The following is a 26,487-nucleotide window of genomic DNA, read 5'->3' on the forward strand; positions in this document are numbered from 1 at the left end:
TGTACTGGTCGATCACCAGGAGTTGGGCCCACCGGTCGGGCGCTGCCCACCGGGAGGATTCGCCCACGGATCGTTGACGGTCGGGTTCGTCGGTTGGGCCCACTGGTCGCCGGTCGGCGCCGAGGCACCGCCGCCCGCCCACGGATCGGCTGCGGGCGTCGGGGTGCCACCACCCCCTGCCCACGGGTCGGCAGAGGGCGCACCCTGCTCGGGCGGCAGGCCCGCACGCAGCTTGGCGACGGCGGTTCGGATGTTGGCCCGCACGTCCTCGAGCAGCTCGCTGAAGCCCGGGGAGCCTGGCGCGGTGAACACCGTCACCTCGACCGCACCGCCGACGGGGCGCTGCGGGTCGAGCGCGACCATCCAGTTGCCCTGCACCGCGAGCGGCAGCCTGGCGTTACCGCCGACCGACTGCAGACTCGTGCGGCCGCCTGCCGAGGGCCCTGGGGTGTCCACGACGACGTAGCCGGGCTCGGTCGGGGCCGCCCCCATCTTCGCCTTGAGGGTCTTTCCTGCGACGGTGACCTCACGGCGGTTGTTGGTCAGGTGCGCCACCGTCAGGTTTGCAACGTTCAACGGGACACCGTTGTCGGTGAAGGCGTGCGCGTCGTCGACCGGGCCGTAGGCGCTGCCCGCCAGAACGGCGGTGCCTGGGATCTTCGAGGTGAGGAACTTCACCAGGTAGAGGATCGCGACGGGGATCGCGACCCCGAGCAGCGTGATGAGGATCAGTGTCGACCACAGCACCGGCTGCGAAGCGGGGCGGCTCTGGCTGAGGTCGAAGGCGAGGTCTGCGACGACGGGCTCAGCGGACGAATCCGCCGCGGCCAGCGTCACCCTCGTCGACCCGATGAACGAGCCGTTGCCGAGGCCACCGGGGTCGAGCGTCAACTCCAGGCTGCCGGAGGTACACGACGCGCGGTCGGTCGCCGGTGAGGTGAGCTTGGCGTCGCCGAGGCCCTCGGGGTAGCCGGTGAACCTGGTCTCGTCGGACAGCCAGGCGCAGCCCGCACCTTCGAGGGGGACCTGGATGGTGACCGGGTCGGCGGTTTCGGTGTGGCCGAAGCTGACCTTGTCCGGCAGGGTCGGGAAGTCGGCTGGGGGCAGGATGTTCAGCGGGATCGACGCGTGCCTGGGTTCGAGCCGGGTACCGGGGATCGTCGTGCCACCCTCCTCCCACGACTGGGTCGTGACGTCGAGGGTCAGCACCAGTTCTGCAACCCCCGGGTTGAACCCGTCGAGGTCGAGCTCGATCGGGTCCTCCATGTCTGCCTTGACGAGGCCCGAGGCCAGCTGGGTCGTCTCCCCGCCGCTGATCAGCTTGACGCCGAGCACGGTCTGGTCCGAAAGGGTTGCGGGGTCGATGCGCTGTCCGAGTCGGTCGACGGTGCCGAGTTGGAGTTCGGCCGGGGCCTCCCCGATGCGCAGGTCGAGCTGATCCCGGTTGACCAGGACGGGCGAGATGTCGCCCTTCAGCGTGATCGAGGAGCGGGCCAGCTCGTCGCTCTGCTCGTCTGCGACGAACACGATGCCCCAAGGGCCGGCCCAGTTGTCGGGACTCTCGCGCGTGAGGTCGAGGGTCAGCACGCGCGGCGTGACCCATTCCCAGGTCAGCGTCGAGCCGCCGAGGTCGCGCTCCCCCGTGCCTTGCGTCAGCTCGATGTTCTCGCCGCTGCGGGTCTTGAGGTAGATGCGGGTGCCGTCGACCGGCGCCTTTGCGGTCGCATTGACCGCCCCGATGGAGCCGTCGAGGACGAAGGTTCGGGTGCCCTCAGGACACTCGGCGTCGACGCAGGGCTTGTTCTCTCCGCCTTCGCCGGTGTTGATGGCGGTGATGAAGTCGTAGATCAGGTCGTCGACCCCGGTCGCCATGATGAACTCGCCGGGGGTCGGGGAGGTGTTCTCACCACAACCGGCCCCGGTGCTGATCCCCTGCATCAGCTCAAAGCTCTCGGGTGGGGAGTCGACCGCCAGCCCGATGCCGATCGTGATGATGTCGAGGGACCGCAGCTGGTCGGCCAGCCCTCCGGCGCGGCAGAGGTCGTTCCGGCCGGCGGTCAGGGCGGCGTCGATGTCGGCTTCCGTCCGCAGCCGGTTGTCCGGCACCCAGGCCTTCGGGCCTCCCCACTTCTGCATCTCGGAGTCGTTGGCTCGCTGGTTGAGGTTGAACTCCCCGTCGGAGAACCACATCAGGAGGTTGCATGGCGTCTTCTGGTCCTGGGCGCGCGCCGAGAACTCCCTGCGCACCCCGTCCATCGCCGTCCAGTAGTCGGTGTCGACGCCGTCGATCTTGTTCGCGAACTGGTCGAGGTTGCCGTTGATGGTGCCGAGGTTGTCGGCGGTCAGCGGGGTCCAGCCGAGGGAGGGTTCGAAGGTGGTGCCGAAACCGGCGACGGCAACATCGACCTCGCCGGGCACGTCGGTCAGGGACTCGGCCAAGCGGGTGACGGTCGCCGAGGCCGCCTTCACGCGTCCGGCGTCAGGATCGGTGTTGAACAGCGAACCGGAAGTGTCGATCAGCATCAGGACGTTGCCTTGGCCACCACCGTTGATACAGGAGGCGAACCTCTCCACCGGCTGCAATTCCTCTGCGTGGGCCGGTGGCGCCCCGATGCCGCCGACGGCGACCAGAGCCCCGGCGACGGCCGCTCCGAACGCACCGCTCCAGCGCCTCACCGCCACGTCCCCCGGGCGACGTCGTTGGCGATGAACCAGGCACACAGCGTGACGGCCAGCAGAGCCACCACGATGAGGATGCGGCGGCCCCAGTCGGCCAGGCCTGACGGCGCATACCAACCCGATTCACGCTTCTTCGCATCGGTGACCGCGAACATGGCGACCGACCCGATGGCCAAGGGCCCAGCGAGAACCCAGCCGATCAGGCCGGTGGTCGCCGTGCGGCCGATCAGGACGATGACGAAGGCCGCGAGGGTCAGCAGGAGGCCTATCCCGAGCCAGGCCAGGGGCGGCCGGTTGGGCGTGACGAGCTCGATCTGCGGACCGCCACCGAAGCCGTCGGAGGCCTGACGATCGTCGTACCGCGTCGTGGGGGATGCCCAGCCGCCGGGCGGGGAACCCGGGCCGGAGGTCGCCCCGTGACCTGGCTCTGCCCAATTCATGGCCCCAATGTAGCCCAGCGGCTGAACAACATGCGTCGCTCAGTTCGAGAACCGGACGATGCTGTTGAACGTCCAAGCGGTCTTCGAGGGCCTCAGCCACCAAAGAGCAACCGCCAAACGAGCACGCAGCATGCCCAAGGCCTGGCAACACCACACGCCGTGACCAAACGTAAGTTCACAATTGGCAACCATGTTTCGTTGGACTTTGGATGTTGTGAGGTTGAGGCTGACCCTGCGATGGCGCCGACATTGAGGAGGAAGTGAGCCAAATGCGTATCCACTTGGGCGACGGCACCAGCACCGAGATCAGGTGAGCGCCTCGTGGACTGTGCGGCAGTTAGCTACGAGCAGCGCCAAGAACCTGGCGTCCACCCAGGGTGTCGCGCCGCGAGGTGGATCAGCGCACCCCAGGCAGTGTCGTCGTTGAGCGCCTGTGATGGATTTCATGTAGGTGAATGACGTGGTGTTCTGCAAGATCGTCCCCCCATAGCCGAAGGCGGTAGCCGAGTGGAGAGTAGATGCCCGAGGATGCCTCGTCTTCCCCATCGGCAAGAGGCAACGGCTGAGGTCGGGGGAGAGCGTGGGATCGGCCAGTTCGGGTCCGCCCGCGCTTGCCTGCTGAGCACTGACTTCGTCTTCTGTCACCAGACACCTCCTTCTGCTCGTCAACTCCAGGTTTCGCCGTCCCACATCACCGGCTCATCGTTGCCAGCACAGCGGTGCTCGAGCAGGAGGCGAAGAACGTCGAGGGCGGTGTCGGGCTCGGAGCCGGTCAGCCGGATGACCAGGCCGGACTCCTTGTCGACAATGTCCACGACTTCTGCAGCTTCGGCTGGCTGTTCGAGAACGGGCTGAAGCGTGTGCTTTGACGTCGCCCGGGTGGACTTCTTTCGTCCGCGCAGCCAGGCAAGTGCTGCCTTCACCACGGACAAGGCCCGGTCTGCTGCGATCTCGCCGAACCTCTGCGCGAAGCCCGTGCCAACGAGGGTCAGGCACGCCACAATGACCACAAGTGTCTCGGACCGTGTCTGCTGGGCCATTCCTTGCCGGACCGTCCAACCCCCGTCCTGCAAACGGATCGTAAGGTCTGCGCGGATCTCGTCGGACACGTCAGGGGCAAGAGACAGGAAGACGGTGGCGTCGTGGTTTGTGGACACGACGACAGTCTGCCAGAGCATGATGGGCACCATGGACGCGCTACGCCACCACCTGGAGTGGTCCCGTTCGCCCCGGCTCGTTCTAACCGACCCGCGGTCCGGGTGCGTGCCGGACTGGCTGGCGGACCTCTTGGTCGCAGCGGGTGACGACGGCCTTGCTGGGTTGACGGCAGTGTACCGGCAAGCAGAGCGTCGGGCGCACCAACGGGAAAACCGTGTTCTGCGCATTCGCGCTCTTCTGGCGGAGGCTTCGGTCGAGTTCGAGCGAACCGGCGTGACGCCTGCGGAGCCTCTCTACTACGTCGCAATGCAACACCGTCTGGCGCGCTCTGCCACAGCCGCTCACTACTGGATCGCCGTGCTGCTGAGCCGCGCCGACATAGCTCCCCTGTACCAAGCACGGCTATGGCGAGAACTCGCAGCCCTGCACGAGGTCGACGGTTCCTACGAAACAGGTCTGGCATGCATCAAGGAGTCCCTCGCCATATGCGCCCGGCATCCTGCTGATGGTGCACTGCAGGCCGCCGCCAGCCAATCGCACCTGCAACGATCGACGCTGCTGCGCCTCAGCGGTCGCTACGCCGAAGCGCGCCTAGCCATCGCGTCCGCTCAGGATGCGTCGGGGTCCTCTCCTGCCCCCTTTGTTCGAGGCCTCCTCGCCCTGAGAACCGCCGGGCTGGATTTGGTCATTGGCCACCTCGACGACGCCGAACGCCGCTACGCGGAAGCTGCTGAGCTGTTCGACGGGGTGAGCGCGAACAACCGGCGCTACGCGATTCTGCGGCAAGTCACATGCCTGCGCGGACAGGGGGACTGGGACGCAGCCGCCACCCTGGCCACCCGGCTCCTGGACGACGTGGCCGACGACCCGTACAGAACCGGGCAAGTGCTGCTGGAGCTCGCCGAGGTCGAGATCGAGCGCCGGAACGAGACCGGCCTCACGCTCGTCCTGGACCAAGCTGCACCTCTGCTCTCCGAGGGTGACGGAGTGGAGTCCCTCCGTTGGCGAACTCTCCTCGCGCGATCAGCTGTAGTTTTCCACAAGAGTGACGCCGCGACTGTTCAGCGAGCCCGAACGGCGCTGGGTGAGGTGCTTCAGATCGCCAGCAGACAGGGACGCGGTGACGTCACCCGCCTCCTTATGGCTCTGCACACGCTGGCCGAACTCTCCGCTGTCCACGAACTGCCCTTCACCTCGCTGCACGCGACGCGGGCTGCTGTTCTCGCCGCCGAGATCCAGCGCATCGCCATGACAAACACCGAAGATCGCTGGCAGATGAAGCGAACCCGCGAGGCGGTCTACTCGCTGGCCGCGCTCCTTCACACCCAGCACGGGCGGCACGCAGACACCGCCGCTGTGCTCGAGTTGGGTAAGGCCGACCTGATCGAATTGGCACTCGGCGACCCGGTGCTCTCCCTCCTTACCGAGAACCTCGCGCCGAGTCCACCCTTGGAGACCCAGAACGAGTTGGCCGAAGCGGTGGCGCTTCTAACCGATCTAACCGACTCCTTGTCCGACATCACGCTATCGGCAAGAACGATGCCTCCCCTGCCGGGTACCGCATTCCCTCCTGCAGGGTTCGATCAGAGCCTGACAATCGGCCTCATCGACGACGAGAGAGGCTGGACGGCGATCCGTGCCCTCGGTTCCCCAACAGCCACGTGGTCGTCCAGCACTGTCACGGCGCCAGCCAACGTGTCAACCCTCCTCACGCGCCTCGTGAGGTCCCCCGCCCCGAACCTCCGTGGGGTGTCGAACGACACCTGGCGACAACTCGGCCGGTTCCTGATCCCGAATGAGCTGGGCGACTCCCACAGCGGATCGCTCCTGGTCTCCCCAGACCCACGCCTATGGGGAATCCCTTGGTCCGCTCTTCCCCTGGGCGAGCGATACCTGGTGGATCGTGGCCCCCTGACCCTGACCCCCAGCCTCCTATCCCACAGCGCCCTCCAGCAGCGGAGGCCCGTGCCTCCACTCGGCTCTGGGCCCGTCAACACTCACCTGGACGACAGCCTGTGCGGCAGCGAGTTGGAGCGGGATGCGCTTCAACGCTGGAGCGAGTCCACCAGACCGCGGCCGGGTCTGCTCTACATCACCGGTCACGCTTCCTCTCCGGAATCCGCCATCGGCGCCGAGAGACTCGACTTCGACACTCTTTCGCGCGCACATCTCCCCGAGATCGTGATCCTGAACGGGTGCTGGACCGGAGCCTCGCGACCCGTCTACGGCCGAGACCCCTTCAGCCTCGCCGTCGGCGCCCTCATCGGAGGAGCGAAACACGCGATCGCTGGCAGCGGGCACATCGGCAGTGAGGCCTCCGCCCACATAGGTTCCGGGCTGCTCCGACACCTGGCCAAGGGCCTTGAGGTCGCCTCAGCCTTGCGTCAAGCCCAGATCACCGTGAGGGATGACCACCCCGAGGCCGGGCCCCTCGACTGGGGCGGCCTAGTCGCAGTGGGCTGACCCTCCCAACTCCTCATCAAGCGGTCCTTGGAGAACGTCCGCGGGCTACGCCCATTGCAGCAGGTCACCATCCAACTCGGCGGTCAACAACTCGACGCCGAACCCACCATCCCCAACAACATCGCCCAATTGCTCCCACGTTTGGGTCACTAAACGTGTGCAAGTCCGCTTGACGAACCGCGTCAAGACACCGCTGTCGACCCGAACAACGGCGGTGCGGGGCAGGAAGCCGGACCACCCGGTCGCGGATCCTCGTGGATGAGAGGTCGGAATCCGGCTCTTCACAATCGAGGGTGTAGTTGGGGTCTGAAGCCGCCGGTCTCGAGGAGGCTGCGGGCGATGTAGTTGGTGAGGTTCCTGAACCCCAGGGCGGAACCGCGGAGGTGTTCGAGGCGGCCGTTCAGCGCTTCGGTAGGGCCGTTCGACGTGCCGGGTCGGTCGAAGTAGGCCAGCACGTCGGTGGCGCGTTTCTTCAGGGTGCGTCCGAGGGTGATGACCTCACGTAGGGCGCCGGGGACCCCGCTGCTGATGCTGGCGATGAGCGCCTCCATGCGGGCGCGGCCGTTGGCTCGGTCGGGGTCGCGGTAGGCGGCGACCAGCTGCTGGTAGACGCCGTAGGTGGCCTCCAGTTGCACGTGGTCGTCGCCGGTGAACAAGGCGTCGAGGCGGGCTTGTTGTCGGGGGGTGAGGAGGTCGGCTCCGGTGTGGAGGGTGCGCCGTGCCCGGTACAGCGGATCCTGAGCGCGGCCGCGGTGGCCGTGGAGTTCCTGCTGGATCCGGCGCCGGCACTGGTCGAGGGCGTCACCGGCGAGCCTCACCACATGGAACGGATCCATGACCGCGGTGGCCTCAGGCAACTCTTCAGTGGTGGCGGTCTTGAAGCCGGTGAACCCATCCATGGCCACGACCTCCACGCCAGCCCGCCATGCCTCGGGTCGGGCAGCTAGCCACGTCTTGAACGTGCTCTTGGAGCGGCCCTCGACCATGTCCAGCAGGCGGGCTGGGCCGGTGCCATCCCTGATCGGGGTGAGGTCGATGATCACGGTGACGTACTTGTCGCCGTGACGGGTGTGCCGCCACACGTGCTCATCGACGCCGAGCACATGGACGCCGTCGAAACGCCGCGGATCGTTGATCAGGACCCGCTTGCCCTCGGCCAGGACGGCGTCGTTGGCGGTGTTCCACGACACTGCCAGCCCTTCGGCGATCCGGGCTACGGTCAGATGCGCGACCACGAGTCCTTCCAACGCCCACCGCAACGCCCGTCGGGACAACTTCGCCCGCGGCTCGGCGGCTCTGCTCATGTCCTGACGCCACACATGCCCGCACTCGCCGCAGCGGTAGCGACGCACGGTGACGAGCAAGATGGTGGGTCGCCAGCCGAACGGCTCGTGCGCCAGACGACGCACCACGGTGCCACGTGGCGTTCCCTCGCAGCCGCACCGCCGGCACCACTGGTCCGGCTCAACGACCCGGCAGGCCAACACGGCCCGCTTCGGCTCGATCTGTTGGCCGACGACCTCCAGGCCGAGCTCGTCGAGGCGGGTGAACGTGGTCAGGTTGGGGCGCGTGAAGGTAGCGTGAGGCACGTCGAGGTCTTCCGGATGGTGAGTGTGAGAACTTCCATCTTCGGGAGGCCTCGACCCTCATCCGCGGACCGACGCGCCGCCGTGATCACCCCGCCTTTACACCCTCAAATGTGATGAGCCCGGAATCCTCCGGTGCCGACCGCCGAGTCAGCTTCGATAGGTCTTCGGAGTTCGCCGCAATCGTGTGTGAAATCGGGTAGCCGAGAGCACGCGCACCTGTCCTACGCCGCGACCGCCTAGGGCGTCCAAGGCGCAAGCGTCGACGCCTCCCACGCGATGCACTCGGATACGACGAGCGCGGCAGGCGTCTACGTCGGCATGACCAGAGGCCGCAAGACGAACCGGCTCCACATCGTCGCCTCCGACATGACCGACGCACGAGCACAGTTCATCGAGGCGATGGAACGCGACTCCGCAGACCATGGCCTCGACCACGCCCCACCACGAGGGGCCGACACGCGGCCTCTGAGCATCACCAGCCGGTCGCGTCGGCCTGACGCTCACCGCAGCCCGGCAGGCGAGACACAGATGCTTCGGGCGATTGTCAGCCGTTCAACGTAGGCTTGGGAACATGACACCGGACCCCGCAACTCTGATCCGAGACGGCCTCGCGCTCGACGCCGATCAGCGCGCGGTCGTCGCGAACGCCCTGCTCGAAAGCCTCCATGACGCAGGCGACACGAGCGAGGTCGATGCGCTCTGGCGTGCTGAGGCTACGCGGCGACTGGCCGAGGTGCGCGCCGGTGCCGTCGAACTGGTGGATGCTGACGAGCACTACGACCGGTTGCGCGCCTCACTGACCGTATGACCCTGCCCCAGAGGGAGCACCCCGAAGCCGTCGATGAGTTCGACGCCGCCGTGCGCTGGTATGAAGAACAAGAACCAGGAATCGGCCTCACGCTCATCGACCGGGCACGGCAAGCCCGAAAAGACCTCGACCGCTGGCCGAACGCCGCACCACCGTTCACGACCGCTGACGACGGCACCATGATCCGCAGTAAAGCCGTTCGAGGGTACCCGTACCGCATCGTCTGCACCGTCGAGCCGGACATGATCCTGATCCTCGCCTACGCCCACGAGCGCCGCGAACCCGGATACTGGCTCCACCGACTGAACGACTGAGCCGTGCAGGGAAGACGCCCGGACCTGGGCCAGCGCCACAAGTCACCGATACTTTGCTCAGGAGAATCGGTTCAGTGACTACCTCGGACTCTCAGCGGCCCCAGTTGTCTCGTGACTTGACCGGCAGCGAGTTCTTACGGTGGTACTGGCTCAAGGACGAACTCATCGAGTTCGGCCGCGCTCTGGGTGTTCGGACGACTGGGGGCAAGGAACTACTGGCGCAGCGTCTCGCGGCCACGCTCGATGGGTTGCCGTTCACCGAACCGGCATTGCAAGGCTCAGCGAACAGTAAGCAACTCTCCGGCCCGCTGACCTCCTCGACGGTGATCCCAAAGGGCCAACGATGCAGTCAGGTGGTGCGTGGCTGGTTCACCGAGCAGGTGGGTGAGTGGTTCGGTTTCAACGGCGAGATGCGCGCGTTCTTCGCCAACACCGACGGCACGCAGACTCTGCAAGACGCCCTCGACCACTATCAGGCCACCCGCGACCAGGGGCAGAAGGTCATCGGCTCTCAGTTCGAGTACAACCGTTTTACACGAGCCTGGTACGAGGCGCGTCCGGACGGTTCGCGCAAGGAACTCCTCGAAGCCTGGCAGAACTACCGCAGCCTACCCGTGGACGAGCGAGGACGAATCTGACCCTCAGCGCCTCGGCACCGATGCCGTGGCGTCTAGTTGAGGCCCTCATGATTGCAATGCTCATGCGATCGGATTTGCTTGCGTCGCTCAGTTCGAGAACCGGACGATGCTGTTGAACGTCCAAGCGGTCTTCGAACTGAAGTTGTAGCCGCCCCCCGACCTCGCTACGGCCGACACGACCGTCGTCCTGGCGTAGGACCGGCATGCCCCCTTGCCCGTCAGCGCGGTGTCGCATTCGGTGCGCCACGAGCGGCCATCGGAGGCAACCCACTCCTTCGACTTCCCGCTCGGCGCGTTCCCCAGCGGATTGTTCTTCCACAGTTCGCGTTTGGAATCGAGGTAGGTGAGGTTGTTGAACGCCCAGCCCTCCTTGCGGACATAGCTCCCGCCCTGCAACACGGCCACGGTCGCCCAGATCTCGGTGCGACACCGAGTGGTCTGCGAGTAAGGTTCGCAGGCCGTCTTCCAGGCCCGTCCGCCGACGGAGTGCTGGCCGGGTGTCGTGTAGAGCTTGGCCGCGTCGATGGTGTCCGTGGAGGCGACGGTCGGACGAGCTTCGCCGCGCGAGGCCGCGTCGGTGCGGGCCAGGTCGGACGGGTGGATCAGGGTGTTGCTGACCTTGGGCACCGCGTAGCACGAGCGCCGCGCGTCGGCCACGATTGCGCCGTCAGAGTCGCGCGTCCAATAGCCGCAGTAGGACCCACCGGTGCTGTGGATCGTGTAGCCGCCGAGGGAGAGCCCGTCGATGGGCTTTTCGACACCGTTGCGCAAGAGAGTGAAATGCAGGTGGCGGAAGTTGCCCCTGCCGCAGGTCTCCGACCCGGGCATCGCGGTCATGCCGAGCTTGGTGCCCGCGCTGATCTTCTGTCCGACGCTCAGGCTGGTGATGGACTTGAGGTGGTAGTACTTCGTCTCCCAGCCGCCGGAGTGCGTGATCACCACCTGGCAGTTCGCCTGCACCTGCTTGACCACACCGTCGGCGGCGGCCACGACCGCCACCGAGACGCCTCCGGAGGCCCCCAGGTCGACAGAGCTGCGCACCCCGGTGCTGAAGGTGTGTGTGCCGCCACCCTGCACGGTGAGGCCCCAACCGATGGGCAGCGCCATCGGAAAATCAGGCAGTTCGGCCGCTCGTGCCGTCGGCGCGGCAGCAACGTTGGCTGCACCGATCAAGAGCGCGACAAATACTGCCAACAACGTCTTTCTCACGTTCGGTCTTCCCCTCGAGCGTTCGACATCTGGCTCGATCACCTTAACCGATACTGAGAGTTCCTGTATATAGCTGAGGATCTCTAATGTTTCACAAGTTGGTCTTGATTCCTCGCACCGTCGATCGACGACGCCCGGCACGCGCCGCTCAGGCCAGCTGGACCGCCCGGGTCGCGATGATCGCGATGAAGATCAGCACGACGGCGCCGATGAGCGGCCACTGGAGCTTGCGCTTGTCCTTCGGGAGGTAGACCAGGATCGCAGCAACGGCGGCACCGCCCAGCAGGCCACCGATGTGCCCCTGCCAGGAGACGTTGGCGATGGTGAAGGAGATGGCGACGTTGATCCCCAGCCACACCAGGATGTTGCGGATGTCGCCCTTGTAGCGGATGGAAAGCACCAACAACGCGCCCATCAGGCCGTAGATGGCACCCGAGGCGCCCACCGTCGTGCTGTACGGCTCCGAGAACAGCATCACGCCTGCCGAGCCGCCGAGCAGCGCCACGAGGTACACCGCCAACAGCCTGGTCCGGCCGAGCGCCTGCTCCAGGCTCGGCGCAAGCATCCACAGCACGAGCATGTTGAACAGGATGTGTACCACACCGACGTGGGTGAACCCTGAGGTGATGACCTGCCAGAACGCGCCGGAGGCCACGCCGTCGATCCAGGTCATGTTGTTGGTGACGCACAGGGCCTCGGTGAGGTCGTAGATCATGTTGTCCGGTGAGACGCACAGGCCCTGGGGCGATAGAGCGAACAGGTCGTAGACGCGGCTGGTGTAGCGCCCGGTCAGCAGGATCGCCACCCACACGGCGAGGTTGATCCCGATCAGCGCGATCGAGGTGCCGCGCGGGTTACGGCTGCGCGTCCCACCGTGTGGCAACTCGTTCTGCCTGGTCTCCTTCATGCCACGGGCCACGCACTCTGGGCACTGGAACCCGACCGACCCGGGAATCATGCACTGGGGACAGATTGGTCGCTCACAGCGTTGGCAGGTGATCCTGGTCGGTTGATCGGGGTGCCGGTAACAACTGGGAGCCACATCCATAGGCAGGAGGATACCGTCGAGGCCAATCGGGTCGACCCGCAGGCCGGTAGGTTGTGCGCATGGGCCACGGACACTCGCACGGCAACCACGGGGTGGTGGAGGTCGGGCAGCGCGCCCGCAACTACCTGCTCGGGATCCTTATCGCGTTCGGGGTGCTCTCGGTCGCCGGGATGATCTGGCTCTGGCCCACGTCAGCAGAGGTCGACGACGCGATGACCAGGGTGATCGACGCACCCGGCCTCACCTACGTCGACGCCACCGTCAGGTCGGTCGAGGACGGTTGCGAGTCATCTGTCGAGACGCCGTCGGGGACGGCGTCGTGCATCACGCTCGAGGTCGACTTCCTGAGCGGCCCGGAGGAGGGGCAGCAGCACCCCCTCGAACTCACCGGCGCCAACGTACACAGCGGGCTCCAGGTCGGCGACCGGATCGAGGTCGCCCGGGTCGACACCGCCGACGGCGTGCACTACAACTTCAGCGGCGTCAACCGCATGCCCGTGTTGATCGTGCTCGGCCTGCTGTTCACGGTGGCAGTGCTTGCCGTGGCCCGTTGGCGCGGATTGTTCGCGCTCGTCGGCCTGGTCGTTGCGGCCGGGGTGCTGATCGGCTTCATGCTGCCTGCGATCATCGTCGGCAAACCCGGCATGGCGGTGGCGCTCGCCGGGTCGACGGCGATCATGTTCGTCGTGCTCTACGTGGCTCACGGGGTCTCGCTGCGTACGTCGGCCGCGCTGGCCGGCACGCTCCTCGGGTTGGTGGTGACCACCGCGCTCGGTGCGATCGCCGTACGCGCGGCCAGGTTGTCCGGGTTCGCCGACGAGAACGAGTACGACCTCGCTCAGCTTGCCCCCGCGATCAACTTCCAGGATCTGCTGATGGTTGGCATCATCATCGGGGGGCTCGGAGTGCTCAACGACGTGACGATCACGCAGGCGTCCGCCGTCTGGGAGTTGCGGGCTGCGGCGCCCCAGTGGACGCGGGCGCAGGTGTTCGCGGCCGGGATGCGGATCGGGCGCGACCACATCGCGTCGACGATCTACACCATCGTGTTCGCCTATGCCGGTGCATCGTTGACCGTCCTGCTGCTACTCCACTTCACGACCAGGGAACCGCTGGCGCTGCTGTCGACCGAGATGTTCGCGGGCGAAGGCGTGCGCACGCTGGCGTCGGCGATTGGTCTGATCCTGGCGGTGCCGATCACGACGGGGATCGCGGCCATCACCGTCGGCCCGGCCAGGGTTCCGGCGACCGGCCCGGAGCACGGCGAATCCGAGTAACACCCCTGTGCCTGCGTGCACAAATCTCTCTATGCGTGGAGGCAGTCGCCATCCGGGGTCGCCTCGACGTATGGAGAGAACTGTGCACGGGCCGGGCCCTCAGGTCACCGACCTCGACCGGGGACCGGCAGCCCGAGCCAGCCCGACGTCGCGCCGTGGCCGTCGTTGACGCGCGTCACGCTCTCCAGCAGCGGATATCTGGCCCTCACCGCAGCCTCGATCCGGTCGTGGAGGGTCGCCCCGGCAGCCGGGCAGTCCTCGCAGGCACCCCCGAAGTCGAGCCGCAGCGACGTCGCGGTCGCACCTTCGACGGTGATGTGGCCGCCGTGCGAGGCGACGTAGCTCTTCAACTCGCCTTCCAGGACCTCCGTGGCGATGAGCCGCAGCAGCTCGGCCGAGCCCTCCTCAACCTCCCAGCCGTCCAACTCGAGCGAGACGCCGAGCGCGTCGCGGATCCGTGGGCCGTGCTCCGTCCACTTCTGCGCTCCATCGAGCCACGTCCAGACGCCGCCGCGTTCGACCAGCACCTTCGTCAGGACGCCGTACTCCAGCATCGGCCCGATGGTGCCTGGCGCGTTGACGACCCGTCCGACCGGCAGGTCGACCTCGGCGACCCAGCGCAGCGCAAACGGCTCGCCGTCGACGCGTTGGGGATGCAGGGTTGACTTCATCGGAGCTCCTTGTCAGACGAACAGGCCGACGACGGTGTGGGCGAGCAGCGCCATCAGCCAGGCCGCGACGCTGAGGTAGCCGAACGCGATCAGCGACCACTTCCAGGTGCCGGTCTCACGACGCATCACTCCTAGCGTTGCCATGCACTGCATGGCGTACACGAAGAAGATCAGGAGCGCCGCGATGGTGGGCGCGGTGAACACCGGTTCACCCTCGTGCGGGCCGCTGTCGTGCGTCATGGTCGCCAACGCCTCGGCCGGGTTTTCCGGATCGGACGCCGAAGCGATCTGCCCGAGCGTCGAAACGAACACCTCGCGGGCCGCCAGGGAGGACAGCACGCCGACGTTGACCCGCCAGTCGAAGCCGAGCGGCTCGAAGACCGGCTCGACGGCGTGCCCGATCCAGGCGGCGGCCGAATGGTCGAGCGTGTAGGCGGTGACGGCGACCTGGTCGGACGGATCGACCCCGGCCTCCAGCAGGTCGGAGGTGCTGCGCACCGGCAGGTTCAGCAGCGTCCACAACACGACGGTGGTGAGCAGGATGATCGACGTCACCTTACGCAGGAACGCCTTGCAGGAATCCCAAACCGAGATCCCGACGGTCTTGAGCTTGGGCAGCCGGTATGACGGCATCTCCATGTAGAAGGGCAACCCGACGCTTGAGCGTCCGATGACCCGTTTGAAGAACCAGGCGGCCGTCATGGCCGAGGCTGCGCCCAGCAGGTACAGCCCGAACATGATCGTGCCCTGAGCCCGGAACGGACCCCAGCCCAACTCGGGCGAGACGAGCATCCCGACCAGCAACACGTAGACGGGCAGCCGGGCCGAACACGTCATCAGCGGCGCGGCCATCATCGTCGCCAGGCGGTCCTTGGCCGACGGCAGGGTCCGGGTCGCCATGATCCCGGGGATGGCGCAGGCCAGCGAGCTGAGCAGCGCAACGAACGCGCGGCCCTCCAGCCCGGCCGTCGACATGATGCGGTCCATCAGATAGGCGGCGCGGGACAGGTACCCGGTTCCCTCCAGCAGCGAGATCAGCACGAACAGCAGCGCGATCTGCGGTAGGAACACCAGCACGCCGCCTACGCCGCCGATCAGCGCGTCGGCGACGAAGCTGGAGAGCCACCCGATCGGGATGTTGGTGCGCGCTATCTCACCGAGCCAGGCGAAGCCCTCCTCGATCCACCCCTGCAACGGGGCTGCGACCACGAAGATCGTCTGGAAGAACAGGTACATCGTGGCGAAGAAGATCACCGTGCCCCAGATGGGGTGCAGGAGGATGGAATCGAGTCTCCCGGTGCGGGAGTCGGGGTCGGGCTGTGAGTAGTGCGCCGACTTCAGGACCGACCCGGCCCAGCCGGTGACGGCGTCAGGCTCGGTTGGCGGCGCAAACGGCGGTTCGTCCCAGGACCCGGGATCGGCCAGTACCTCGCGCAACGCCTCGACGCCGCGCCTCTCGCCAGCGACCACCGGGATCACGTTGACGCCGAGCGCCCGGCTGAGGGCCTCGTGGTCGACCCGCCCGCCCCGTCGCACCAGTTCGTCTACGAACGTGAGCACCACCGCGGTCGGCAACCCGGCCTGCATGACCTGCGCCACGAGCCCGAGCCCGCGCCGCAGGTTGGTGGCGTCGATGACCAGCAGCACGCCGCTGAGCGAGTCGGCCTCGTCGAGCACGGCCGCGACGATCTCCTCGTCGGGGCTGATCGGGTCGAGCGAGTAGGCGCCCGGGAGATCCTCGACCACCACAGGCCCCGCGGTCGTCTCGACGGCGCCCTCATAGCGGGCAACGGTCACACCGGGATAGTTTCCGGTCTTGGCGCGGAGCCCGGTGAGTCCGTTGAACAGCGTCGTCTTTCCGGCGTTCGGCGACCCGACCAGGGCCACTCGCCCCACCCCCGGCTGCGTCGGCGCGGCTGGACCGTGGTGGTGGTGCGTCATGCGGCCACCAGGATGCGGTGTGCCTCGGCGCGGCGCAGCACGATTTCGATGCCGCCGACCCGGAACATCAGCGGGTCGCCGAGGGGTGCACGGCGCAGCCGCTCGACAGGCTCGCCAGGCACGAAACCGAGGTCGAACAGCCGACGGGTGACGACGTCGTCGGTGTCGAATCCGACGATGCAGGACGCCTCTCCCGCGGGTAGCGCGTCGAGCGCCTGGGTCGCCTGGGCGAGGGCCTGGGCCGTGATGCAGCGCCGGGAGGCGAATCGTTCCGCGAGGGTCATGAAAATAAGCTAACACCGCCTTGGCTATTGAAGCTCGTCGGGGTGAGGTAAGCCTCAGCTTGCCGCAGCATCGAAAGCCACCCGGAAGCGTCAGCCACAGCGGCAATCCAAGCGTCGACGGGCCTCTAGGGATGGACTATGCGGAGCCGGACCTTTGAAAATGGCCCGTTCGCGTGGAAAGCTGGTCAAGGTCGAAGGCGGTTCAACCCACGTGCCGACCTCTGGCGCCCTATCGAAGGGACCGACCATGGCACGTGGACACTTGGCCACAACCACGGTGATCGAACGAGAACAGCGCACCGAAGAGCTTTTCGACAAATTGACCCACACATCTGGTTCGGAAGCCAGACAAGGTGTGGTCGACACCATCGCGGAGACCAACCTGCCGATGAGCGACGCCTTGGCGCGTCGCTACGTCGGACGGGGTTGTGAACTCGATGACCTGATGCAGGTGGCAAGGGTTGGGCTGATGCTCGCCATCGACAGATTCCAACCCGACGCCGGGCGCAAGTTCGTGAGGTTCGCGGTGCCCACGATCACAGGCGAACTTAAGCGCTACTTCAGGGATGGCTCTTGGATGGTCAGGCCGCCTCGCCGGGTTCAGGAGCTGCGCCCGCAGGTGGAATCGGCCCGCAATGAGCTTGCACAGGAGTTGGGGAGAGAGCCCAGCGAAGCCGAATTGTCGGCCCGACTCCAGGCCAACCCGAAGCTCGTCCGGGAATGCCTCAACAGCACCACCAGCTTCCGGCCCGTCTCGCTCGATGCCCCGGTCCTCCGGAACTCGTGGGTGTCTTTGGGCGACAGCCTCGCCTCTGGGGAGCGTGAGCCGAGCACAGCGGTGGCCATGCTCGACCTGAGGGCAGCACTCGAATCGCTCTCCAAGCGGGAGAGGAAGGTCATCAGCTGGCGCTTCGTTGACGACCTCACCCAGTTGCAGATCGCCCAGCGCCTGGGTTGCTCGCAGATGCAGGTCTCACGGATCCTGAGACACGCCCTGAAACTCTTGCGCGCGTTCCTGGATTGACCCGGCGCCCTGCACGAGGTCGCTGTCCGGGTCGAGCCCCGTCTCGACAATCCGGGCGGCGAGGTCACGCAGCTTGACGTTGTGCCTCTGGCTCGCGGCTCTGAGTAGTTCGAATGCCGCACCGGGAAGGATGCGGCGGCGTTCGACCAGGACTCCAGTGGCCTGGCCCACCAGGCGGTGGCTTTCGATGGCCGCCTTGAGGTTGCCGAGGCGTTCGGCAACCTCCTCGGCGGTCATTAGCCTCGCCACGGCGGACGCGAAACTAGCAGCCAGCAGATCTGCGACCACCATCTCGTCCACGGAGACGCGGCGTGGGCGGGGGAACTGCACCCACGCCCTGCAGCGAGCATCGGATAGACGGGGGGCCAGGAGGATCCCCGGCCTGAGAGAAATCGAGTCGGTGCTCGGCTCTCCCGCCAACCCGATCCGCACGGTAAGCGGCAATTCACTGAGGCTCGTGTGCTCTCTTGGGTTGAGCAGTAGGTTCACGTCGCCGTCGGATAGTTGAATGGTGCAGTCGCCGTCAAAGAGAAGGTTGAAGCCGTGCTCGGCCACACCGACGAGTTCTGCCAGGTCGCCCACTTCAACAAAGGCCCGGCTCACCGAGGCAGCCGCCTCTCGGCGGTGTTGTGCCTCTCTTTCTCTTGTGGTCTCACGAAGCACACAGAGATAGGTGACGCCGAGGGTGCCGTGCTGAATCGGGGTTCCCCTCATACGGACCCACACGCTGGCGCCGTCGCGCGTTACGAAGACCAGTTCCTTTTCAGGGGTCGACCCAGCCATCACTTCCTTGTAGAAGCACTGTGCGCTGTGCCGGGCCTCCGATTCCTCCTCTGGGGGCCACCAGGGATACGGCGGGTGGAAGGGCCCATCCTCGAGTCGGTAGCCGAACAGATCGGTGAAGGCCTGGTTCATTTCCAGGACCAGACCATCGGCATCGCAGAGGACAATCCCATCGCGGATGGATTCCAGGATCGCTCGGCGCCACTCGGCCTCCGTCGCGTAGCTCAACGCACCATTCCCGTCGCCTTCAGGGGGCGGGCCGAACCCGGTCTCATGTGGTTGGTCTGCGGGTTGCCGCTTCACCCCCATGGTGCGGTCCTCTCTCGATGGAAAATCAAGATCCTGCCGAAACCTCCGAGACATATTATCACCGCCGATCAAGGTTTTGCTGCGTCTACCTTCGGGCATGAAGGATGGCCGACCAGCAAAGACTGATCGGCCATCGCCTCGCGACGGTGGGTGCCGGCGCTAGGTACTACGTCGACCGACGACAACGAAGTCAGTCGCCCGAATGGCGCCCCATACCCGTGCAATTAGGCGCGACGGGCCACTAGATATCCCGCCGCTGGGAGTGTTCCCCAGAGGCCCGCTCAGCTTCGGCTTCGAGTTCCTGACGGGCGCCTTCGGCTTCCAGGCGTTCATCGTCGGTCACGTCGGCGAATTTCTGCTTGAATTTGCCAGCCGCTCTGTTGACCGCCTCCTCGGCCTTGTCTCGGATGCCAGGCTCATCGTCTTGACCCTCTATCTCTTCCGAGGGGAACACGTTGGGGCCGCCAGGGGGTGGTACATCGTCCTCGCGATACAGCGAATCGTCCATATTGAGGTCCTCCTTGTGGGGTCGGTCCTTGTCATTGGGAGATGCAGTCATTTTTCTCTTTCTGCTCGGCTCAGGCGCGAGCGTAGCGCTCGGGGTCCATCAGGAACTGCTCACGGCAGGTCTCTGAACAGAAGCTGTACTCCTGGTCCCTGAATGTCTCTGACGGTGCGTCAGCTGGATTCACGTCCATGTTGCAGACGGGACAGGTTCTCAGATCGGCCATGTCACTCTCCTTGTCTGTTCTCTGGCTTGCGCTATCAGTACCCACCCGGTCGGGCGGCAAACCGTCCCGGTCCCGTGCGCGGGCGTGGCGGCACGGGTAGTTTTGGTTCATGGCCAGGATTTCGTCGCTGAAGCAAGCCAACCGCATCCTCATCCTCAGCGGCGCTGGCGTGTCCACCGCGGCCGGGATCCCCGACTTCCGAGGCCCGGACGGGCTCTGGACCCGTGACCCGTACGCGGAATTGGTGTCGAACCTCTCGTGGTACCTACGCGATGAGGATGTCCGCCGGGCCGCCTGGCGGCGCCGCGTCGACCCAGTGACATGGGCCGCCACCCCGACAGCTGCGCACCGGGCCATCGTCGGCCTGGAGAAGCAGGGAAGATTGCGGGCCGTGGTCACGCAGAACACCGACGGCCTGCAGCAGTTGGCTGGCTCCTCTCCGGACCTGGTGCACGAAGTACACGGCTCGATGCGCACCTGGCGCTGCGAGATGTGTGGCCGCACCGGCCCGATGGAGGAGATGATCACCCGCGTCAACGCCGGGGAGGAGGACCCACGCTGCATCCATTGCGGAGGGATCACCCGGGCGACAGTGATCCTCTTCGAGGAGGTCCTGGACGCCGACGTTCTTGAGGCCTCTGTGGAGGCGGCGGAAGACTGCGATGCGATCGTCGCCGTCGGGACGACGCTTAGTGTCTACCCCGTTGCGGCGTTATTCCCGTTGGCACGGAGGAACGGCGCGTATTCGGTCATCGTCAACGACTCCCCCACCGAATACGACGACGAGGCCGACGAGGTCATCCGGGGAGATCTGAACGAGACGCTGCCCGCCCTGCTCGGTGTCGGGGAGGGGTAGCCATGCCTCCCCCTGCCCGCCCCGGCACTTTCGACGTCCTTGCCGAACGCGTGCTCCAAGCCGTCGAGCAACTGCCGCGCGGATCGGTCGTCAGCTACGGCGACCTGGCCGAGCTCGTCGGCACCACCCCACGGATGGTGGGTGCTGTGATGTCCCAGTTTGGCTCCGAGGTCGCCTGGTGGCGCGTGGTCGGCCACGACGGCCGGCTCCCGGCGCACCTCCTTGACCGGGCGCGTCGTCACTGGGCTGACGAGTCGATCGCCTCGACGGAGAAGGGTTGCCGCATCGAGCGACACCGGGCGGACCTTGACGAATTGGCTGAGCGATACGCCGAGGCGGTTGACCAACTCGACAGAGATCGTTGAGCCTCGCTCCGGTTGCCCGCCAAACCTGTGTCCTTCTCAGAATTGAGAACGTCTGACCCCGGCATGTGGCACGATGAGATTAGTCAGAGCGGTCAAACCACGTGCCGACTTTGGCCCCTCATGAAGGGAAACCGCCATGGCACGTGGGCTCGATTCCACATCCACGGTGACAGAGCGTGAACAGCTCACCCGGGAACTCATCAACCGGCTGCAGTCCGAGGACGATCCGATGGCTCGTGAAGAACTCGTTGAGAAGCTCACGCGCACGAACCTGCCCCTGTGCGACTCGCTGGCCAATCGCTACGCGGGGCGGGGCATCGAGTTCGACGACCTGCAACAGGTGGCGCGGATGGGGCTGCTCCTTGCGATCGAACGCTTTCGTCCCGGCCCTGACCGTACGTTCGCCAAGTTCGCAGTGCCCACGATCCTGGGCGAACTCAAGCGGTACTTCCGAGATCATTCCTGGACCGTTCGCCCGCCGCGTGCCATCCAGGAGTTGAGGCCGCGGGTTGAGGCCACACGTACACGGCTGGCGCAGGAGCTCCGACGAGAACCCACCCAGTCCGAGTTGGCCGAGCTCCTTGAGGCAGACCCCGGAGACGTGAGTTCCTGCCTCGAGTCGTCGACGAGCTACCGGTCGATCTCGCTGGACGCACCGTTGCACCCGGGAACCGAGGTGAGCCTCGGCAATTCACTGGCCACTGCTGTCGGTCTCCACGAGGAGCTAGCAGCGCGGGTGGACCTTCAGCGGGCTCTAGCCAGGCTGCCTCGCCGGGACCAGCAAGTGGTCGTCTGGCGGTTCGGCGACGAACTGACACAGGCTGAGATCGCTGAACGCCTGGGTGTCTCTCAGATGCAGATCTCACGGGTCTTGCGTCGAGTCATCGAACGACTCCGATCCGACCTGAGCCCGGCGCTTGCGGGAGCAGCCTGATCTAGGCCGATCCGGGCCCTTCTGGGTCGAGACCCGATTCGATCACCCATTCGGCAAGCTCTCGGACCTTGATGTTGCGGTGTTGGCTTGCCCGTCGTAGACGGTCGAATGCCTCGTTCGGAAGGATGTGGTGGCGCTCCACCAGAATGCCTGTAGCCTGACCGACCACCCTGTGGCTCTCCACGGCCACCATGAGATTACCGAGCCGGTCGGAGGCTTCCACCTCGGTGGTGAGACGCTCGAAGCCAGCGGCGAACGCCGCAGCGAGCAGGTCGGCGGCGATCATCTCATCGACCGTGATCCTGCGCACGCGCGGAAACTGCACCCATGCCCGGCACGTGACGCTTGACGTCTGCGGCACAAGGAGGATCCCGGCCCTGAGTGCTTTCGTGTCGGGGTTGGGTTTGCCCGCGAGCCCCAACTCTACGGGCGGTGGCAGCGGCGCATGGCTATGTGGGAGGCGGGAGTTGAAGCTTCGTTGCTCGTCCCCCTCACCGAGTTGGATGGTGCAGTCGCCATCGAACAGGAGGCCGAACCCGTACTCGGCCGTTCCGATGAGATCATCGAGGTCCTCGGTGGTCGCGAATCGGTGGCTCACGTCCGCGGCAGCGGCCCGCCGCTCCTGGGCCACCCGTTGCCGCGTGATGTCACGCACCACACGTAGGTGGGTGACACCTCGCGCAGCGTGGTGGATCACAGCACCACTCGACTGCACCCACACCTTCGCGCGCTCCCGGTTGTAGAACGCGAACTCCGTCTCGGGCGTTCGCCCATTCAGAACGTCTTCAAAACTGGTTTGAATCTCACGTAGGGCCTCGGCATCCTCCTCAGCCGTCGGCCACCAGGGATAGGGCGGTCGCAGTGGCGCGTCCTCCATCCCATAGCCCATCAGATCGATGAAGGCCTGGTTCATCTCGACGACGACCCCGTCGGCATCGAAGAGCAACAACCCATCGCGCATTGACTCCATCGCGACACGACGCCATTCGGCGTCGATGGCCATGTGATCCACCATCGCGTCGGTCGGCGCGGACGGGAGGCCGACAGAAGGCAGCTGCGGAACGCCACCAAGAACAGTCACGTGACTCCTTCGGATCCGGTTCGACCCCGGGAAAGGCAATTGTGCCACTAATTGACGCCTCACCGCTCGGGTAGGAGCCCCGAGACTGGCACCGGTCACAGGCGCGACGCGGTGCCTGAGAAGCGACAGCGAACCCACCAGGAAAGAGCACAAACCACGACGGTGGCCGGGCGCCGCCCGCCCGGCCACCGACGTTGGGCTCGGAGCGGCTCAGCCGATCAGATGACGCAGTGCCGCCTGGTACAGCTCGACGTAGCGGTACTCGCGGGCACCCGCGGCGTCGGCGTCGAAGTCGGCGTCGGCCGCCCGGAAGTCGGCAAGCGACTCGCCTTCTGCGATCGTCGGCAACGCCAACTGGTCGACGGCGTTGGCACGCAGCAACGCGTCGACCGCCGGGTCGGCACGGAACGCCCTCGCCTTCTCCGCCAGCATCAGGTACATCTCCATGTTCGCTTTCGCCGAATCCCAGATCCCCTGCATGCCCTCGGTGCGCGAGGGCTTGTAGTCGAAGTGGACCGGGCCGTCGTAGCGCGGCGCATTGGGGGAGAACGGGAAGCCGTTGACTAGCAGGTCGACGGTGAAGAAGGCGCTGATCAGGTCGCCGTGGCCGAACACCAGGTCCTGGTCGTACTTCAGTCCCTTCTGCCCGTTGAGGTCGATGTGGAACAGCTTGTCGCTGAACAGCGCCTGCGCCAGGCCGTGCGTGTAGTTCAGGTTCGCCATCTGTTCGTGGCCGACCTCGGGGTTCAGTCCGACGATATCGCCATGGTCGAGGTCGGCGATCAGCCCGAGCGCATGCCCGATCGAAGGGAGGAAGATGTCACCGCGGGGCTCGTTCGGCTTCGGCTCAAGGCCGATCTTGAGGTCGTAGCCTTGCGACTTGATGTATCCCGCGACGGTGTCGAGGCCCTCCTTGTAACGCGCCAGGGCGGCGTACAGGTCCTTCGAGGAGTCGTACTCCGCTCCTTCGCGGCCTCCCCACATGACGAACGTCGAGGCGCCGCACTCGGCAGCGGTGTCGACGGCGTCCAGCACCTTGCGCAGGCCGAACCGGCGAGCCGAACGGTCGTTGGCGGTGAGCCCGCCGTCCTTGAAGCAGGGGTGCGAGAACGTGTTGGTCGTGACCATCTCGATCGTCAGGCCGGCCTTGGATGCGGCGTCCCGGAGCTGGTTGAGGCGGGAGGCTTTCAGCTCCGGAGACGCGTCGAACGGGTAGACGTCGTTGTCGTGGAACGTGATGCCCCAGGCGCCAAGCTCAGCCAGGCCATCGGCGTACTGCCAGGGGTCGAGCGCGGGGCGGGTGCTCGTGCCGAACGGGTCGGTGCCTGTCCAGCCGACGGTCCAGAGACCGAAGGAGAACTTGTCTTCAGGTGTCGGGGTGCGCATGAAACCTCCAGGTGGGTAAGCGGGCGGACGTCTTCGTCCGGTTTAGTTTTGACACAAGACTAAAGCGGTTGGGGTTTAGTGTCAACCTACAGAGCCAACTCATTGGAGGACAGATGACGGTGGATCCGGCGGCCATGCGAATGACCCAGTCCTCGGTGCGCGCCGCCAATCTGGCGCTGGTGCTGAGCCGGATCCCTGGGCAGCAGGGCACCATCTCGCGTGCCGACATCGCCGCACAGGTCGGAATGACGCGCTCCACGGTCTCGCGGCTGGTCGACGACCTGATCATGGGCGGGCTCGTCCGTGAAGGAGGAACGACAGCCGGAGCAAGGGGACGCCCAGCCGTGCCGCTCAGCCTGCAGAAGGGCACGGTCGTCTCGCTCGGGCTTGAGATCAACATCGAACGGATCGTGGCGACGGTGGTCGACCTCGCAGGCGAAATGATCGATGTCCAGCAGCGCGACCTCGACGTGCTGGGCCTCTCCCCCGCCGACGCGGTCGCCCTGCTGATGGAGTTAGCCAACACCGCCCTCGAATCCCGCCCCGACGGGGCCCGCCTCACCGGGGCCGTCCTGGCGCTGCCCGGCCTGCTCGACCGCACCGGCACCCGCGTACTCCGCGCGCCCAACTTGGGCTGGGAGGGGGTCTCACCGAGCGACTTCTGGGACCTCACCGTCGACGGCGACCCGGTTCCGCTCCGCTGCGCGAACGACGTCGACTGCTCGGCCCTCACCGTCCTTCGCGACGACCCCCAGGCATCGTTCATCTACGTCACCGGCGAGGTGGGGATCGGTTCGGCCATCGCCATCGACGGCGCGTTGCTGACCGGAAGAAGCGGATGGGCCGCCGAACTCGGCCACGTCTGCGTCGACCCGGACGGCGAACTCTGCGGGTGCGGCTCCGTCGGCTGCCTCGAGACGGTGGTCGGCGCACGGGCGCTGCTCGATCGCCACGGCTACCCGGACCTGGATTCACTGATCGCCGATGCCGAGTCCGGGCAGGACGCCGCAGTGACGGTGATCACCGAGGTCGCCGTCGCACTCGGCATCGCGCTGGGCGCCGCGCTCAACCTCCTGGACGTCGAGAACATCCGGCTCGGGGGGCACCTGGGCAGGTTGGAACCGTTGCTGCGCGACAGGCTCGCCGCCGAACTCGACCGTCGTGTCCTGTGGGCGCAGCATTCGGGTATCGAGACGCAGGTCGTCGAGGACGCACCGCTGCGGGCGGCGATGGGCGCGGGCCTTTCGGGGCTCGGCCGGGTCCTCACCGACCCGGCGAGCTGGATCGACCCGATTCTGGTCTGAATCAGGCGTCGAAGGTCGTCCGGCCAGTCGGCACCGGCACGTCGTGCCACCGGCCGTCCTCGGCGGACGCCGCGGCGGCGCTGACGATCCCCGCCGCCACCAGGCCGTCGGCGACGCTCGGCGCCAGCTGTCGCCCGGTCAGGATCGACTCCAGGAACAGCTTGGCCTCGATCGTCTTGAGGTCGTCGAAACTGAGCCCCATGCCCGCACCGGGCTGGAAACGGCCGAACTCACCGAAACCGGGCTCGGTCATGACCCGGGTGAACCCGTAGTGCAGTTCGCCGGACAGGCAGACCTCGACCTCGTTCATCCGCTCGAAGTTCCACCTCGCGGCCCCGAGGCTGCCTGAGAGCTCGAAGCCGTAGTCGCAACGCGACCCGATCGCGATGCGCGACGACTCGAAGGTGCCCATCGCACCGGACTGGAAGCGGGCCAGCACCGAGGCGTAGTCCTCGTTCTCGACCGGCAGCGGCGGCGCGTCCGAGTCGGCGGTGACGGAGTGGCCGACACCGCGGCCCGGTGCCGGTCGCTCGGTGATGAAGGTGCGCGTCGCCGAGGTGACCTCCACGATCGGCCCGACCAGGTACTGCGCCAGGTCGAAGCCGTGGCTGAGCAGGTCGCCGAGGACGCCGGTGCCGGCCATCTCCTTGACGAAGCGCCACGTGCGCGGCCCGTCGGGAGCCGCCGAATAGTCGGCGTTCAGCCAGACCCGGACCGACCTGATGTCGCCAAGTGCACCTTCCCTGACCAGGCGGCGCACGTGTGCCACGGCCGGCGCGTGCCGGTAGTTGAACCCGACCGCGGTGATCAGCCCTGCCGACTCGACGGCGTCGGCGATCTCCCGCGACTGGGCGACGCTGGCGCCCATCGGCTTCTCGATCCAGAACGGCTTTCCTGCCGCTGCGGCGGCGAGCGCGAACTCTCGATGCAGGAAGTTGGGCGCGCAGATGGAGACCGCATCGACGTCAGGGTGGTTCAGCACCGCCTGGATGTCGGCGGTCGTCTCCCGGTAGCCGAAGCGCTCCGCGGCAAGGTGTGCGTTGACCTCGATCGGGTCGGCGACGATCACGAGGTCGGGGTCGACTCCGAGGTCGGGCCAGGTTTCACGGACGGCGCGGTACGCGGTCGAGTGAAGCATCCCCATCCACCCGGCGGAGATCAGTCCGATTCCGATGCGACGACGGTCCGTCATGGG

The 26,487-nt window shown here is 66.4% G+C and carries 26 protein-coding genes; 11 read left to right on the plus strand and 15 right to left on the minus strand.

The window, feature by feature from the left end:
* Window positions 1-12: 12 nt before the first annotated feature.
* The 3 genes from BUC15_RS06250 to BUC15_RS06260 all read right to left on the minus strand — a co-directional run bounded on the left by BUC15_RS06250 (window position 13) and on the right by BUC15_RS06260 (window position 4,297).
* The gene (locus BUC15_RS06250) at window positions 13-2,676 is read right to left on the minus strand and encodes a vWA domain-containing protein (protein WP_139280120.1); all 2,664 of its coding nucleotides are present in this window, start codon (window positions 2,674-2,676) and stop codon (window positions 13-15) included.
* The gene (locus BUC15_RS06255) at window positions 2,673-3,119 is read right to left on the minus strand and encodes a hypothetical protein (protein WP_073186681.1); all 447 of its coding nucleotides are present in this window, start codon (window positions 3,117-3,119) and stop codon (window positions 2,673-2,675) included. Before BUC15_RS06255 ends, BUC15_RS06250 begins: the two co-directional genes overlap by 4 nt.
* A gap of 665 nt (window positions 3,120-3,784) precedes the next feature.
* Window positions 3,785-4,297 (minus strand): hypothetical protein, encoded by a 513-nt coding sequence (locus tag BUC15_RS06260; RefSeq protein WP_175558258.1) that lies wholly within the window; start codon window positions 4,295-4,297, stop codon window positions 3,785-3,787.
* Here BUC15_RS06260 and BUC15_RS06265 point away from each other — a divergent pair.
* Entirely contained in the window at window positions 4,296-6,740 is a 2,445-nt protein-coding gene (locus BUC15_RS06265) for a CHAT domain-containing protein (protein WP_175558259.1), read from the plus strand. The two genes, BUC15_RS06260 and BUC15_RS06265, sit on opposite strands and share 2 nt — an antisense overlap.
* A 281-nt stretch (window positions 6,741-7,021) precedes the next feature.
* On the opposite strand, the gene BUC15_RS06270 is transcribed toward BUC15_RS06265, so the two are convergent.
* Window positions 7,022-8,329: an ISL3 family transposase gene (locus BUC15_RS06270; RefSeq protein WP_073186684.1), complete on the minus strand. Its 1,308-nt coding sequence runs from the start codon at window positions 8,327-8,329 to the stop codon at window positions 7,022-7,024.
* A 276-nt stretch (window positions 8,330-8,605) separates the two neighbouring features.
* Between BUC15_RS06270 and BUC15_RS20325 the strand changes: the two genes are divergently transcribed.
* From BUC15_RS20325 to BUC15_RS06290, 4 genes are all read left to right on the plus strand, one after another.
* Window positions 8,606-8,890 (plus strand): hypothetical protein, encoded by a 285-nt coding sequence (locus tag BUC15_RS20325; RefSeq protein WP_217652134.1) that lies wholly within the window; start codon window positions 8,606-8,608, stop codon window positions 8,888-8,890.
* A gap of 10 nt (window positions 8,891-8,900) precedes the next feature.
* Window positions 8,901-9,137 (plus strand): addiction module protein, encoded by a 237-nt coding sequence (locus BUC15_RS06280; protein ID WP_073186685.1) that lies wholly within the window; start codon window positions 8,901-8,903, stop codon window positions 9,135-9,137.
* Complete coding sequence (locus tag BUC15_RS06285; RefSeq protein WP_073186686.1) at window positions 9,134-9,451, plus strand: hypothetical protein; 318 nt, start codon at window positions 9,134-9,136, stop codon at window positions 9,449-9,451. Before BUC15_RS06280 ends, BUC15_RS06285 begins: the two co-directional genes overlap by 4 nt.
* Before the next feature lie 74 nt (window positions 9,452-9,525).
* Window positions 9,526-10,089, plus strand: coding sequence for a DUF6434 domain-containing protein (locus BUC15_RS06290; RefSeq protein ID WP_073186687.1), 564 nt, complete (start codon window positions 9,526-9,528; stop codon window positions 10,087-10,089).
* Window positions 10,090-10,176: 87 nt separating this feature from the next.
* Here the strand turns inward: BUC15_RS06290 and BUC15_RS06295 are convergent, their stop codons facing one another.
* Together BUC15_RS06295 and BUC15_RS06300 are read right to left on the minus strand one after the other, a co-directional pair.
* Entirely contained in the window at window positions 10,177-11,298 is a 1,122-nt protein-coding gene (locus tag BUC15_RS06295; RefSeq protein ID WP_139280122.1) for a M23 family metallopeptidase, read from the minus strand.
* A 148-nt stretch (window positions 11,299-11,446) separates the two neighbouring features.
* Window positions 11,447-12,205 (minus strand): rhomboid family intramembrane serine protease, encoded by a 759-nt coding sequence (locus tag BUC15_RS06300; protein WP_245787911.1) that lies wholly within the window; start codon window positions 12,203-12,205, stop codon window positions 11,447-11,449.
* Between the two features lie 200 nt (window positions 12,206-12,405).
* On the opposite strand from BUC15_RS06300, the gene BUC15_RS06305 reads away from it, so the two are divergent.
* Complete coding sequence (locus BUC15_RS06305; RefSeq protein WP_073186690.1) at window positions 12,406-13,623, plus strand: YibE/F family protein; 1,218 nt, start codon at window positions 12,406-12,408, stop codon at window positions 13,621-13,623.
* Window positions 13,624-13,727: 104 nt separating this feature from the next.
* On the opposite strand, the gene BUC15_RS06310 is transcribed toward BUC15_RS06305, so the two are convergent.
* From BUC15_RS06310 to BUC15_RS06320, 3 genes are read right to left on the minus strand one after another with little or no spacing between them, the layout of a single operon-like run.
* The gene (locus BUC15_RS06310) at window positions 13,728-14,294 is read right to left on the minus strand and encodes a NifU family protein (RefSeq protein ID WP_073186691.1); all 567 of its coding nucleotides are present in this window, start codon (window positions 14,292-14,294) and stop codon (window positions 13,728-13,730) included.
* Between the two features lie 12 nt (window positions 14,295-14,306).
* Window positions 14,307-16,235 carry a ferrous iron transporter B gene (gene feoB, locus BUC15_RS06315; protein ID WP_073186692.1) on the minus strand — a complete coding sequence of 643 codons (1,929 nt, stop codon included), beginning with the start codon at window positions 16,233-16,235 and terminating at the stop codon, window positions 14,307-14,309.
* Window positions 16,232-16,519 (minus strand): FeoA family protein, encoded by a 288-nt coding sequence (locus BUC15_RS06320; RefSeq protein WP_084189407.1) that lies wholly within the window; start codon window positions 16,517-16,519, stop codon window positions 16,232-16,234. The genes feoB and BUC15_RS06320 overlap by 4 nt, the downstream gene beginning before the upstream one ends.
* A gap of 247 nt (window positions 16,520-16,766) precedes the next feature.
* Between BUC15_RS06320 and BUC15_RS06325 the strand changes: the two genes are divergently transcribed.
* On the plus strand, window positions 16,767-17,543 hold the full coding sequence (locus BUC15_RS06325; RefSeq protein ID WP_073186710.1) for a sigma-70 family RNA polymerase sigma factor: 777 nt from the start codon (window positions 16,767-16,769) through the stop codon (window positions 17,541-17,543).
* On the opposite strand, the gene BUC15_RS06330 is transcribed toward BUC15_RS06325, so the two are convergent.
* The 3 genes from BUC15_RS06330 to BUC15_RS06340 form a co-directional block, all read right to left on the minus strand.
* Window positions 17,493-18,635, minus strand: a complete 1,143-nt coding sequence (locus tag BUC15_RS06330; protein WP_073186693.1) for an ANTAR domain-containing protein — start codon at window positions 18,633-18,635, stop codon at window positions 17,493-17,495. The two genes, BUC15_RS06325 and BUC15_RS06330, sit on opposite strands and share 51 nt — an antisense overlap.
* A gap of 241 nt (window positions 18,636-18,876) precedes the next feature.
* A complete protein-coding gene (locus tag BUC15_RS06335; RefSeq protein WP_073186694.1) occupies window positions 18,877-19,143 on the minus strand; it encodes a CsbD family protein in 267 nt (88 codons plus the stop codon).
* Window positions 19,144-19,213: 70 nt separating this feature from the next.
* The gene (locus BUC15_RS06340; protein ID WP_073186711.1) at window positions 19,214-19,366 is read right to left on the minus strand and encodes a YHS domain-containing protein; all 153 of its coding nucleotides are present in this window, start codon (window positions 19,364-19,366) and stop codon (window positions 19,214-19,216) included.
* 109 nt (window positions 19,367-19,475) lie between these two features.
* On the opposite strand from BUC15_RS06340, the gene BUC15_RS06345 reads away from it, so the two are divergent.
* From BUC15_RS06345 to BUC15_RS06355, 3 genes are all read left to right on the plus strand, one after another.
* The gene (locus tag BUC15_RS06345) at window positions 19,476-20,222 is read left to right on the plus strand and encodes an SIR2 family NAD-dependent protein deacylase (RefSeq protein WP_073186695.1); all 747 of its coding nucleotides are present in this window, start codon (window positions 19,476-19,478) and stop codon (window positions 20,220-20,222) included.
* Window positions 20,223-20,224: 2 nt separating this feature from the next.
* On the plus strand, window positions 20,225-20,587 hold the full coding sequence (locus BUC15_RS06350; protein WP_073186696.1) for an MGMT family protein: 363 nt from the start codon (window positions 20,225-20,227) through the stop codon (window positions 20,585-20,587).
* Window positions 20,588-20,723: 136 nt separating this feature from the next.
* On the plus strand, window positions 20,724-21,521 hold the full coding sequence (locus tag BUC15_RS06355) for a sigma-70 family RNA polymerase sigma factor (RefSeq protein ID WP_073186697.1): 798 nt from the start codon (window positions 20,724-20,726) through the stop codon (window positions 21,519-21,521).
* Window position 21,522: 1 nt separating this feature from the next.
* Here the strand turns inward: BUC15_RS06355 and BUC15_RS06360 are convergent, their stop codons facing one another.
* The gene (locus BUC15_RS06360) at window positions 21,523-22,602 is read right to left on the minus strand and encodes an ANTAR domain-containing protein (protein WP_073186698.1); all 1,080 of its coding nucleotides are present in this window, start codon (window positions 22,600-22,602) and stop codon (window positions 21,523-21,525) included.
* Between the two features lie 210 nt (window positions 22,603-22,812).
* Entirely contained in the window at window positions 22,813-23,988 is a 1,176-nt protein-coding gene (gene xylA, locus BUC15_RS06365) for a xylose isomerase (protein ID WP_073186699.1), read from the minus strand.
* Between the two features lie 113 nt (window positions 23,989-24,101).
* On the opposite strand from xylA, the gene BUC15_RS06370 reads away from it, so the two are divergent.
* Window positions 24,102-25,292 carry an ROK family transcriptional regulator gene (locus BUC15_RS06370; protein WP_073186700.1) on the plus strand — a complete coding sequence of 397 codons (1,191 nt, stop codon included), beginning with the start codon at window positions 24,102-24,104 and terminating at the stop codon, window positions 25,290-25,292.
* 1 nt (window position 25,293) lies between these two features.
* On the opposite strand, the gene BUC15_RS06375 is transcribed toward BUC15_RS06370, so the two are convergent.
* Complete coding sequence (locus BUC15_RS06375) at window positions 25,294-26,484, minus strand: Gfo/Idh/MocA family protein (RefSeq protein WP_073186701.1); 1,191 nt, start codon at window positions 26,482-26,484, stop codon at window positions 25,294-25,296.
* Window positions 26,485-26,487 lie beyond the last annotated feature (3 nt).

It is taken from the genome of Tessaracoccus bendigoensis DSM 12906, from assembly GCF_900141915.1.
GTDB lineage: Bacteria > Actinomycetota > Actinomycetes > Propionibacteriales > Propionibacteriaceae > Arachnia > Arachnia bendigoensis.